The sequence below is a fragment of the Elusimicrobiota bacterium genome (assembly GCA_041660185.1).
Taxonomy (GTDB): Bacteria; Elusimicrobiota; Elusimicrobia; order 2-01-FULL-59-12; family 2-01-FULL-59-12; genus JBAZWU01.
Genome location: JBAZWU010000002.1, coordinates 1 through 12,454 on the forward strand (window position 1 = coordinate 1; position 12,454 = coordinate 12,454).

Here is a 12,454-nt window from a genome sequence, read left to right on the forward strand (position 1 = left end):
GGAAAAAGCGATTGAAGACATCGTCAAGGAGGGTATTTTGGACTCCTATAAAAACAATTCTGCCCATGGCCACTTGTGAAAGGATTCCGGCAGGATTAACCCTTCAAGAACCCGCAAAGCCGCGTAAACCTACGGTTAGGCAAAAACGTCTCTTATCCCTACGCTAAAACAAGTCGAATCGCTATGGCACCGGAACCGCGGTAGTTTTCAGCTTTGGGTCAAACCCCTCTCATCTCAAGCTCCCGCCTATTCCACTCGTGAAAGGATTCCGGTAGGGTTAGCCCGCCGAGCACCCGCAAAGCAGCCTAAATTTACGGCTACCCCGTTCGGCTGGAACGTTTACTGGCACCACCGCAAATGAAGAACGGAAGCAACGTCCCCTATCCTGATTTGAAGAACGGAAGCAACGTCCCCTATCCTGATTTATCATCCATCCAAAGGCAAGCTCTTCTCCATCGCAGTTATTCGCCGATGCGCTTCATCCATGACTGACGAAAAAATCGCTTCCAGGGAATCGACTTGCTTTAACACTTCTTTTGGATCTGGAGGTTTAAAACCGATTGGATACATCGGCCCCACCTTGGTTTTCCAGCCATAGAGTTTTGGATCGAGGACTTTAAGATCAGTATGTGCTATCAATTGGTCGCGCAAATCAAGAAGTTGACGATGAAATGGAAGATGTTCCGGCGGGACATAGGATTCATCCAGTCGGATGGTATTTTCAATTTTTCCCCTACACTTCGTAAAAGGACGGCAGTAAGCTATTACAGAGTAACGGACTAAAAACGACTTCGCTTCTACATTCTCCAAGACCTTGGAAACTCTAACAGCTCTTAGTGCTTCAGTGAAATCATCGAATGCAAACCTATTAAAAACGAACATTTCTTCATTTTTATTATCCATGAATGTTTCCGTCCACCCGTACACCTCTCTCTCATTATTTTGTCCATTCGTTCCTTCAACTCCGGGCGGTCAGCCGGCCGCCCCTACGATTCTCATCCGATGTGTCGTATCGCCCGCAGGCCTCTGTCCGGCGGAGCGAGCGCCACACTACAGGCGCGCTCCGCCTGCCGTGTGGCGGAGACTTGCGGGTTCAGCGAGCAGACCGGCCGGATATGAGTCCGGAACCCGTGTGTGGGGCTCGGAAACGAGCGGCCAAGACGGCTGCGCGCCCGGAAACCCACCCGGAGCGAACGGAAAAGCGGTTCTGCCCGCTGACAAAAAAGCCCCCGACCATTGCTGGCCGGGGGCTTTTTGTTACATTCTCGAGGACGGGCGCACAGCGGTGCGCCCCTACAGTTCTAATGCCATGGCCGATGTTCGACCTTCAGCATTTGTTCCTGTCCTTTAATACATTTCCGCCGGGTTGGGCATGCCCGAAGGCGCGCCGGCTTTCTTTTCCGGGATGTCCGTGACAAGGACTTCCGTGGTCAGAAGCAGGCCCCCGATGGAGGCCGCGTTCTGCAACGCGGTGCGCACCACCTTGGCCGGATCGACAACACCCTGTTTGAGCAGGTCGCCGTACTGGAGCGTCTCGGCGTTGAGCCCGAAGTTCGGGTCGCTGGAAGCGCGGATTTTGTCCACAACAACGGAGCCTTCAACCCCCGCGTTCTCGGCGATCTGCCGGACCGGCTGCTCGAGCGCCTTACGGACGATGTTGATGCCCGTCTGCTCGTCTGCGTCATCCCCCTTGGTCTTGTCGAGCGCATCAGCCGCCCGCAGAAGCGCAATGCCTCCGCCGGCTACAATGCCCTCTTCAACACCCGCGCGGGTCGCGTGCATGGCGTCTTCAATCTTGAATTTCTTCGCCTTCATTTCGGTTTCAGTGGAAGCGCCCGCCTTGATCAAGGCCACACCGCCTACGAGCTTCGCCAGGCGCTCCTGGAGCTTTTCTTTGTCGTAGTCGGAGGTGGTGTCTTCGATCTGTTTGCGGATCTGGTTGACGCGCTTCTCCACTTCCTTTTTATCCCCGCCGCCATCGACGATCAGGGTGTTCTCTTTATCGACGACGATACGCTTGGCGCTGCCGATCATGGTGATCTCGGCCTTTTCAAACTTGACGCCCAGCTCTTCGGAAATGACCTTGCCGCCGGTGAGAATGGCGATGTCCTGAAGCATTTCCTTGCGGCGATCGCCAAAGCCCGGAGCTTTAACGGCCGCGCACTTCAAGCGACCCTGCAGTTTGTTCACGACGAGCGTCGCGAGCGCTTCACCATCGATTTCCTCCGCGACGAGCAGGAAAGGCCGGTTGCCAGCCTGCAGGAACTTCTCGAGGAAAGGCAGCATTTCATTGAGCGCGCTGACCTTCTTGTCCGTGATGATCACGGAGCAGTCTTCCAGAACGGTTTCCATCCGCTCCGGGTCCGTGATGAAATAGGGGCTCACGTAGCCGCGGTCGAACTTCATGCCCTGGACTTTGTCGATTTCGGTAATGGCGGATTTGCCTTCCTCCACCGTAATAACGCCGTCCTTGCCCACTGTCTTCATTGCATCCGCGATAAGTTTTCCAATTTCGCGATCATTCGCCGAAATGATGGCGATTTGTTCGATCTCCTGATCCTTCACCGGTTTGGACGCCGCCTTGATGCTTTTCACAACCAGATCCACCGCTTTGTCGATCCCGCGCTTGATGTGTATCGCGTTGGCGCCGGCCGTAATGTTGCGGAGACCTTCGGTGATAATGGCCTGCGCGAGCACGGTCGCCGTGGTGGTTCCGTCACCAGCCACGTCGTTCGTCTTCGAAGCCACTTCCCGCACGAGCTGGGCGCCCATGTTTTCAAACGGGTCTTCCAGTTCAATTTCCTTGGCGATCGTCACGCCATCATTGGTGATGGTGGGCGAGCCGAATTTCTTGTCGAGCACCACGTAGCGGCCCTTGGGGCCCATGGTGACCCGTACGGCATTGGCGAGCTTGTCGACGCCCGATTTAATGGCGCGACTGGCTTCGTCCTGATATTTCAATTGCTTAGCCATTGTTATTTTCCTCCAGAAAGATAACGGTTATGCGACAATGCCCAGGATATCGTCCTGGTGCATGATGAGATATTCCTGACCATCGATCTTCACTTCGGTTCCCGAGTATTTCCCATACAGAATCCGGTCCCCCGCTTTGACATCCATCGGGATCAGCTTTCCATCGTCCCCGATTTTGCCCTTGCCGGCGGCGATGATTTCGCCTTCCTGGGGCTTCTCTTTCGCGGTGTCCGGGATAATCAACCCTCCACGCATTTCGTCTTTTTTCTCAACAGCCTTGACGAGTACGCGGTCGCCCAGCGGTCTCAAATTAACGGATGCAGCTACGGCCATAATGAACCTCCTCTAACAGTTTTTAATTCGGATTTGCATCAAAAACCTTGGCAGGTTAGCACTCAGTTTCTGACAGTGCTAATTTTACGAATTGATTAGCAGCCTGTCAAGCAGGGTGCCAATTTAAACGGGTTATCGACGAGGAGTTGCGGGAAGAAAGCGGGTGCCGACCGCTTCATGGGCGAGAATGCGCTCCAATATTCCGGGTTTTTGGCCGTTGGCAATCACCAGGGTCACACCCTGCCGCGTCGCCAGTTTGGCGGCCCGGATTTTGGTCGACATCCCGCCGGTGCCCCCTTCGGTTCCAGGAACGGCATGGGCGATCGCTTCGATATGAGCGTTCACTTTGTCGACCAGGGGGATCAGTTCCCCCGGGCCATCCTGCGGGTGGACCGTCATGAGACCGTCCACATCCGTAAAAAGAACCAGCAGGTCGGCCTTGACCTGAATCGCCACGAGCGCGGCCAGCGTGTCGTTGTCACCGACCCGGATTTCTTCCACAGCCACGGTGTCGTTTTCATTAATAATCGGAATCACACCGGCCTTAAATAAGGTAAAAAGAGTTGCGCGGGCGTTTTCCCGGCGGGTCCTGTTCTCAAAATCTTCCCGGGTGAGCAGCACCTGGGCCACGCTGACGCCTTCCTGCCGGAAGTAGTAGCGATAACTCTCCATGAGCCGGGGCTGGCCCACCGCGGCCGCCGCTTGTTTTTTGGACAACTCCGAAGGACGCTTCTTCCATCCGAGTTCCCCCATGCCGGCGGCGATCGCTCCGGAGGTGACCAGGACCACATCGACTCCCTGTTTTCGAACTTCGGAAAGCTCGCGGGCAAAACGCGCGAGACGTTCTTGATCCAGGAGTCCTTCCTTCCGGGCCACCAGGCTGGTTCCGACTTTGACCACCAGACGTTTAAGGTTCATAGAAAAATTCTACCTTACCGATGCGGACGCTGTCACCGGGCTGGGCTCCCTGGTGGGCCAATTCTTTTTCCACACCCATCTTTTTAAGAATATTCTGGAACCGCTTCAACGCTTCCTGCTGATCAAAGCGCGTCATGGCCGCCAGACGCTCCACTTTCGCGCCCGTGACGATAAAGTGGTCCGCTTCTTTCTGGACCTGATAGTCCATCTCCACGATAAAGCGCAGCGGTTCCTCCGGTTCCACCTGGGCCGCCTCGGGTTCTGCTTTCGCCAGTTCTTTAGCGGCATAGGCCAGAAGCGCGTCGACGCCTTCACCCGTGACTGCAGAAATCGGGAAAAACCGGGCGCGTTTGAATTTCTTCTTCAATTGGGCAAGCGCCTGATCCGCTCCGGTTAAATCCATTTTATTGACGACAAGGACCATCGGTTTTTTCATCAGTATCGGAGAATAGAGCTTCAATTCCTGATCAATGACTTTGATCGTTGTGGCCGCATCATCCGGGCCGAACCCGAACACATCCACCATGTGAAACAAAATTCGGGTGCGTTCGATGTGGCGCAGGAAGTCGTGCCCCAGCCCTTTGCCGGCATGCGCCCCTTCGATCAAGCCGGGGATATCCGCAAAGATCGTACGGGTCCCGTGCCAGTCGGCCACACCCAAATTCGGGTTGAGGGTGGTAAACGGATAAGCCGCGATCTTGGGACGGGCGCTGGTCAGACGCGACAGCAGCGTGGATTTACCCGCATTCGGCGCTCCGATGAGACCCACATCCGCTAGAAGCTTGAGTTGAAGCTCTAGCTCACAGGTCTCGCCAGGCTCCCCTTTTTCAGAGAGCTGTGGGGCGGTATTGCGATGGGTCTTAAACGCCGCATTGCCGCGCCCGCCGCGGCCACCCTGGGCCACCTTTAACGTTTCGCCGGGAGTTTTAAGGTCGGCGATGGCTTTTCCGTTCCGGTAGACAACGGTTCCCATCGGCACATCGACCCAAAGGTCTTCGCCGCCAGCCCCGTATTTATCGGATCCCCTGCCGCCCGCCCCATCCGCCGCATAAAAATGAGGACGATACGTGAGATCGAGAAGTGATTTCTTATCCGGGGTAGCCTTCAAAAAGACGTCTCCACCTTTCCCGCCATTGCCGCCGTCGGGGCCGCCCATGGGGACATACTTCTCGCGCCGGAACGACAGGCAGCCGTCGCCGCCGCTGCCGCCGCGCGCCACAATGCGGGCGTGATCGATGAACATGGATCGGTCTTTGGATTCGGTGGACATAACGATTTGGGGTGCCAAAAAAATAAGGGCGCACAGCGGTGCGCCCCTACGGTTCAGAGGAAACGGATATCAGGCCGGTTTGGCGTTGACCGGATAAACCGAAATGCGCTGACGGTCTTTGGACTGCCACTCGAACTTCACCGTGCCCGGAATGCGCGCGAAAAGCGTGTTATCTGAGCCCATTTTCACATTCAGGCCCGCGAAGAATTTGGTCCCGCGCTGGCGAACAATAATGGAACCAGCGGTCACGACTTCTCCGCCGTAAGCTTTGATCCCCAAGCGCTGGCCGGCCGAATCGCGACCGTTGGATGAACTACCCTGAGATTTTGTACTCGCCATAAGAAACCCCTAAGCGCCCGTAATGGATTTGATCAACAGTTCGGTATAGTTCTGCCGATGACCGATCCATTTTTTGTATGTTTTTTTGGATCGTTTTTTGAAGACGATTACTTTTTTCGCCCGGTCGTTGGCCACCACTTGCGCCGTGACTTTGGCGCCGGTGACCACCGGTTTGCCGATTTTCAGGCCGCTGTCCGCCTGAAGCAATAAGACCTTATCGAGAGCGATTTCCTCTCCGACCTGATGAGGCAACGACTCCACCCGGAGACGGGTCCCCTCTTCGACACGATACTGTTTGCCGCCTGTTTCAATAATTGCGTACATAAAAAGCCTCTTTGCTTAATTTGGAAGTCCTAATAATAGCAATTTCCGTGCACCTTACTCAATCAGGATGCGGAATTCTTCCCAGGGCAGATTGGGATCCGGCTGAATGATTAAGTGATGCTTGACCGCATGCTCCAGGCGCTGATGGCGCTCCTGGAAGTACTGCGCCACCGCCGGATTGAGGAACAATTTGATGGTGTTCCCGGGCCGGCCGTGCGTCGTGGTCAAGATTTCACGCTTCAGCTTCACATACATCGAGTCTTTAGAGAGAACCCGGCCACTGGAATGGCATTGCGGGCAGGCTTCGCCGAGGAGCGCAAACAGGGATTCGCGCTTGCGCTCACGGGTCATCTCGATCAGACCGAGTCGCGTGATCGGCAGGATCTTGATCTTGGCACGGTCCGTGCGCACGTGATGAGCCAATACTTCCATGACCCTTTGCCGGTTGCGGGCATGCCGCATATCGATAAAGTCGATCACGATAATGCCGCCGATGTTCCGCAGGCGCAACTGGCGGGCTACCTCTTCAGCCGCTTCCACGTTCGTCGCGGTCACGGTTTCCTCTTGCGAGCGATTCCCGGTAAACTTGCCGGTGTTCACATCAATGGCGCACAGACCTTCCGCCTCCTGAATAATGATGTAGCCACCCGAGGGCAGGTCCACGCGCGCGGACCGGATTTTCTCGATCTGCTCTTCGATATGGAACGCCGTAAACAAAGGCGTTTTCCCTTCATAGAGCTTCACGCGGCTCTTCAACTCCGGGCTCAGGGAGTCCAGGAATTCCATCAGATCCCGGTATTCGCTCCGGGAGTCGACAAGGAAAATGGACGTACTTTCCGTAAAAACATCCCGCACCGTCTGAAATACAAGACCCAGATCGCGATGAATCAAGCTGGGAATGGGTGAACTCTCATAGCGGCGCGAGATATTCTCCCAGAGCCGTATCAGGTAGGCCATTTCACGCCGCAGGGCCTGTTCGTCGGCTCCTTCGGCCTCGGTCCGGATAATCACGCCGCCCTTCTCAGGCGCGCAGCTCTCGACAATGCTGCGCAACCGGTCGCGCTCCTTGCGGTCTTCGATATTTTTGGACACCCCCAGATGTTCGGCGATAGGCATATAAACCAGGAAACGGCCCGGAAGTGAAATATCCATGGTCACTTTGACGCCCTTGGTGCCGATCGCTTCTTTGGCCACCTGCAGCATCACAATGTCATTGCGCGAGATCATCTTCTCGATCTGTGAGGACGGGGCGTTTTTGCCCGTCGGCAGGACATCGCTGACATACAGATAAGCATTCTTCTCAAGACCGATATTCACAAAGGCGCTGGAGATCCCCGGAAGGACGTTTTCCACACGGCCTTTGTATACATTTCCAACGATCTTTTCGGACTCCGAACGCTCGATCAGCAGCTCGATCAGATCGTCGTTTTCAAGGACAGCCACACGGGTTTCCTCGGGGGAACAATTGACCAGGATCTCTTTTTTTTGTTCTTTCCCATTCTCCCGGGGTTCGCGGTGCCGGAGGTCTCGCTCTCCATGGCGGCGGAAACCGTGATGATATGGGCTCTGGTGGGGAGTGATCCGCTTATGACGGGAGAAACGTTCCACGTCTTTATCGGGCGCTTCCACGATTTCCAACGGTTCGTCCGGGAGAGCAGGAGCCGGCAACAACAACGGCGCAGCCGGGGGGTGCGATTCGACCGGGGGATTGGACTTGGGGGTCTCATCCACCGTGTTTGATGTGTTCTCAGAATTATCCATTAATAGATATACCTCCTAAAGTTAACGCTTTGCAAAAGACCGATGGCCAGCAGGCCACTCACCATGTGCGATCCGCCATAGGAAACGAGGGGCAGGGCCACCCCGGTCACTGGCAACAGACCGATGGTCATGCCGATGTTCATGACACACTGAAATCCAAACAAACAACCGAGCCCCACGGCGACCAGGGATCCAAACCTATCCTGAGTTTCCGTCGCAATCACAAAGGCACGCCAGGTGATCACCGCAAAAGCGATCAAAACCACGGAGGCCCACAGAAAACCTAGTTCTTCCCCGATGACAGAAAAAATGAAATCGGTGTGTTTCTCCGGCAAAAAACCCAGCTGGGTCTGTGAACCGGAAAAAAGGCCTTTCCCGAACACCCGCCCGCTCCCCACGGCAATTTCAGACTGCAAGATGTTGTAACCCGCTCCTAAAGGATCGAACCCGGGGCTTAAAAAAACAACGATCCGTTTACGCTGATAATCCTTAATGGAATGCTGGGCCAGATGAGCCGAATAAATGCCCAGAGGAATGATCAACGACAAAAAAAGCGGGTATCGCCAGGGAATCCGGAACCGCATTTTTTGGAAAAACCACCACAGCGCGAAAATAGCGGAAGTTGTGATGAACAGCAATTCAATCGCTTTCCGCCCACCCGCCGTACTCGCAATCAAAAAGCGCAACAGGGGATAGGAATCCATCAGCTGCGGCTGTATCGAAAAAAAGGTCGACAAAATCGGGATTCCGGCGGCAACGCTTCCGTAGAAAATAACAGCCAAAAGATACAAGGGGCGCATCCCCGCGAAGTAAAGCATCCCCAGCACAATCGGCACATAGGCGAGAATTCCCCCCAGATACGGTTCCAGGAGAATTAATCCCATATGGCCCCCGGCTAATGCAAAAACCACCGCCAGCAGTCGAAGCGGACGCATCTCACGCTCCGGCTGGTCTAGAATGGCCGCCAACACGAGGATGAAACCGATGCGCGCGAACTCCACCGGCTCAACCGACACCGGCCCAAAAACTATCCAGCTTTTCGCCCCATGAATGCGGCGACCGACCAAAAGAACCGAGAGAAGAGCCACCAACGTCAAGGCGTAGAGAATCCACGGGTGCGAACGAAATATTTGATAATTGAGACTCGTCAGCAAAACCAGACCGATCATCCCAACGCTCACCGCCGTCAACTGCTTGATCATGTAACGGGCAGGGTTTCCCATGGGACTGGTCGCCGATAAAACAACCACTAATCCAATGGCGAGGAGGGCCCCGACGGCCGCCATGAGCGGCCAGTCCACCCGCCGGCGCCAATGATCCAGGGCTTCGGTTCGTTTAATCACTTTCTGTTCTCAATTCTTCTCCATGCCCTTCGGTCTCGCTTCTCCCGAGCTCCAGCGCCAGCAGATCGTGCGCAATAGGTGCGGCCATAGAGCCCCCGTGTCCCCCATGCTCCACCACAACAGCGCAGGCGACTTGCGGGTTTTCCGCCGGAGCATAAGCGACAAACCAGGCATGGTCTTTGCCTTTGGATGCTTGGGCGGTGCCTGTTTTACCGGCAACATCAACTCCTTTGATTTTGGAAGCGGCACCGGTCCCGCTCTGAACCACCAGCAAAAGCCCCTTTCGAACTAAATCCAATGCGTCATTTGAAATCGCAATACGACCAAGCCGGTGGGAACTTCCCAGACGTTCCGGTTTCTCACCGAAATGCCTGGCTTCTGCGACCAAATAGGGTTGCCATAAAGATCCTCCGTTGGCGACCGCCGCAATCAAATTGGCCATTTGCAACGGGGTCACCTGAAGCAATCCTTGGCCAATGGCATAGTTCAGGGTGTCCCCACCCTGCCAATGCTGACGATGCGCCTCTTTCCACGCCAGGGGAAGCGCCCAACGCTTTTCATGCGGGAGATCGATCCCGGTCAGTTGTCCCAAGCCGAACAGCTTGGCCATTTTCTCAATCGCTTCCGACCCGGTCCGCTGCCCAAGATGGTAAAAATACACATCACAAGACTGAGCCAACCCCTCGAGAAAACTAATGCTTCCATGCCCCTTTGGTTTCCAGCAATGAAAAATACGCCTCTCTTTCCCCAGGGAATAAGAACCGTTACAATAGATGGTTTCCGCGGGATCCACGCGATGCCCTTCCAAAGCAGCCAGTGACGAAACGATTTTAAAGGTCGATCCCGGCGGATAGAGCGCTTGAATGGTGCGGTTATAGAGCGGCAGTTCAGGGTCTCGGAGCAAACGCTTGCGTTCTTCGGAATCCCCAAGCGGCAAAAAGATATTTGGATTAAACCCTGGCGAGGAGGCGAGAGCCAACACCTCCCCTGTCTGAGGATTGAGAACGACCGCGGCCCCGGGAAGTCCTGTGCTGCGAAGCTGTTCTTCGGCTAACTTCTCAAGTTTATAATCAATCGTCAGAACCAAGTCTTTGCCGGCCTGAGGCAGCAGATGGCGAACCACGCGCACTTGCCGGCCACGGGCATCGATTTCTGTCAGAAAACCACCGTCCTGACCATGCAGGGAAGGGTCGTAAAGCCGCTCGAGCCCTGATTTGCCGATCCAGTCCCCTGAGTGGTAGCCTTGCTCAGCGAATTTCTCCAGTTCATCTTCCGTAATCTGGCCAACATAACCCAGAAGATGGGAAGCAAACACCTCTTTGGGATAATAACGCTGTTCTTCGATCGTCAACGAGATTCCCGGCAAACGGGGACGGTCCTGCAGAATCCTGAACGCTTGAGCGCGCGTCAGGCGGTCCGAAATGCGCATCATGGACTTGGCCCGGACCGCCGCAAAAAGGCGCCGTTCCAATTCATTGGGGGGCACTTCGAGAATGACGGAAAGCCGCCCCACCGCTCGCTGGAAGTCCGCAGGACCCAATCCCAGCGGAGAAAACAGCGCCACAAAAACCGGTCGATCGTCTGCCAGCACTTCCCCGTTTCGGTCAAGAATGCGCCCGCGCGGCGCCCGTTCCACCAGCACCTGGGTATGATTGTTTTCCGAAGCCTGGACAAAAGCCCGTCCGCGAATGATCTGCAGATAACCCAACCGCAACAAACAGGTGCCCATCACAAAAAAACAAAAGGTCATGAGCCATCTCGCGCGCCAGGCGCGAACCGATTGGGCCGCCGCTCCAACTAAAAAAGCCATCGATTAATTCTCCGCCGGGAACAACTGCCACAGCTCGACCCAGGCATGGACAGACCAGAAGAAAATGGGGGCCAAGAACGCATTCACCAACGGCTGGACCGCCAACTGCCACCCCATGGATCGAGTGGTTGTTGCAAAGAGATGATCCAGAACCAGATACAAACCGGTGTAACAAACGGAAACAGCAAACGTGAGAATCACTTGCGTAAACGCCTTGCTCTCATCCAGCTGCCGCCGCAACATCCCCGCCCCATAACCGGCCAGCGCATAGAGCAGGCCATGCAACCCCATCACGCCAAGCGATGACGCGTCAATCAAGAGCCCCCAGACAAAGCCCATGACCTGTCCGGTGACGGGTCCGCGAAGAAGACCGAAATACAACACCACGATCAGGATCAAATCAACGGAAAAACGGGAACCACCCAAATAATGATTATGCAGCACTTGTGCCCACAAGACGAGCCAGATCGTCAGCACATAAAACAAGAATCGCTTCACTCGTGGGGCCTTTCGGTCGAATGGACCAGAATCAAAACCACATGGAGCCCACCCGTTTGAACCGCTGGCCGCAAACGAGCCTGTAAAAAGAGTTGTCGAGGATCCAAGCCGATCTCCTCGACCCAACCAATCGGGATGCCTTCCGGAAAGTTTTCCCCGAGTCCAGAAGTCAGGACCGGATCCCCAATTTTGATCCGGCTGTTGCGATCAATATAACGCAGATAGAGATCATGGCTGTTGCTTCCTTCGACCACCCCATCTTCGGCGCCAACCCCAAAGGCCGTCGCGGCCACCGCGCTGAGCGAATCTTGAATCAACATGACTTTCGCGACATGATCGGCCACGTCCGTGACGCGCCCCGCCAGGCCCTCCCGCCCCCCCACGACGGCAATGACAGGATTATTAATGGAAACACCGTCTCTTTTCCCTTTGTCGAGGACAAGCTCTTGGAACCACCGCTGAGGGTCTCGCCCCACCACATGAGCGGCCACAGCGTGCGGCCAGCGCCGTTCCTGTAACTCGAGAAGATCCAGCAACCGTTTGTTTTCCTGTCTCAGGACCTGAACCGTTCGCCGCGCCTCGGGTGGTCCCCCCCAGGAAGGAACGGTGGCCAGAGGCTCGTTAACGGATGACGGGGTAGAGGACTCTGTGACAGGGGAATTTTCCGGCGGCGCTTTTAAACCAGACAGGAAACGCTCGGTCGGCAACGTCGTAATAACCAGGAAAGTCCTTAAATGCCGAACAACAGAGGTGCGCTGGAAGATCAGCAACAGAAAGGAAACAAACACAACTCCCAGTAATAGGAGAGTGGCGCGGTATCGTTGGTAAAGTTCCCAGTCCATGGTTCCCGATGGACTCAGGAAGAAACGCGCCCGCAGGGTGGCG

The 12,454-nt window shown here is 55.4% G+C and carries 12 protein-coding genes; all 12 read right to left on the reverse strand.

All coding sequences use genetic code 11. From position 1 onward, the window contains the following. Positions 1-426: 426 nt before the first annotated feature. Positions 427-903: a hypothetical protein gene (locus WC859_02295; protein MFA5974980.1), complete on the reverse strand. Its 477-nt coding sequence runs from the start codon at positions 901-903 to the stop codon at positions 427-429. Between the two features lie 444 nt (positions 904-1,347). Further along, complete coding sequence (groL, locus tag WC859_02300; GenBank protein ID MFA5974981.1) at positions 1,348-2,973, reverse strand: chaperonin GroEL; 1,626 nt, start codon at positions 2,971-2,973, stop codon at positions 1,348-1,350. A 27-nt stretch (positions 2,974-3,000) separates the two neighbouring features. Then, positions 3,001-3,306: a co-chaperone GroES gene (gene groES, locus WC859_02305; GenBank protein MFA5974982.1), complete on the reverse strand. Its 306-nt coding sequence runs from the start codon at positions 3,304-3,306 to the stop codon at positions 3,001-3,003. A 132-nt stretch (positions 3,307-3,438) separates the two neighbouring features. Next, positions 3,439-4,224: a glutamate 5-kinase gene (gene proB, locus WC859_02310; GenBank protein MFA5974983.1), complete on the reverse strand. Its 786-nt coding sequence runs from the start codon at positions 4,222-4,224 to the stop codon at positions 3,439-3,441. Continuing rightward, the gene (obgE, locus tag WC859_02315; protein MFA5974984.1) at positions 4,214-5,494 is read right to left on the reverse strand and encodes a GTPase ObgE; all 1,281 of its coding nucleotides are present in this window, start codon (positions 5,492-5,494) and stop codon (positions 4,214-4,216) included. The genes proB and obgE overlap by 11 nt, the downstream gene beginning before the upstream one ends. Positions 5,495-5,563: 69 nt before the next feature. Next, positions 5,564-5,833 (reverse strand): 50S ribosomal protein L27, encoded by a 270-nt coding sequence (rpmA, locus tag WC859_02320; GenBank protein ID MFA5974985.1) that lies wholly within the window; start codon positions 5,831-5,833, stop codon positions 5,564-5,566. 9 nt (positions 5,834-5,842) lie between these two features. Then, entirely contained in the window at positions 5,843-6,157 is a 315-nt protein-coding gene (rplU, locus tag WC859_02325; GenBank protein MFA5974986.1) for a 50S ribosomal protein L21, read from the reverse strand. 54 nt (positions 6,158-6,211) lie between these two features. Continuing rightward, positions 6,212-7,918 carry an Rne/Rng family ribonuclease gene (locus WC859_02330; GenBank protein MFA5974987.1) on the reverse strand — a complete coding sequence of 569 codons (1,707 nt, stop codon included), beginning with the start codon at positions 7,916-7,918 and terminating at the stop codon, positions 6,212-6,214. Next, on the reverse strand, positions 7,918-9,261 hold the full coding sequence (locus WC859_02335; GenBank protein MFA5974988.1) for an FtsW/RodA/SpoVE family cell cycle protein: 1,344 nt from the start codon (positions 9,259-9,261) through the stop codon (positions 7,918-7,920). Before WC859_02335 ends, WC859_02330 begins: the two co-directional genes overlap by 1 nt. Next, positions 9,254-11,071, reverse strand: coding sequence for a penicillin-binding protein 2 (gene mrdA, locus WC859_02340; protein ID MFA5974989.1), 1,818 nt, complete (start codon positions 11,069-11,071; stop codon positions 9,254-9,256). Before mrdA ends, WC859_02335 begins: the two co-directional genes overlap by 8 nt. A 3-nt stretch (positions 11,072-11,074) precedes the next feature. Beyond that, a complete protein-coding gene (gene mreD, locus WC859_02345) occupies positions 11,075-11,569 on the reverse strand; it encodes a rod shape-determining protein MreD (protein MFA5974990.1) in 495 nt (164 codons plus the stop codon). Continuing rightward, positions 11,566-12,411, reverse strand: coding sequence for a rod shape-determining protein MreC (gene mreC / locus WC859_02350; GenBank protein ID MFA5974991.1), 846 nt, complete (start codon positions 12,409-12,411; stop codon positions 11,566-11,568). The genes mreD and mreC overlap by 4 nt, the downstream gene beginning before the upstream one ends. Between the last annotated feature and the right edge of the window lie 43 nt (positions 12,412-12,454).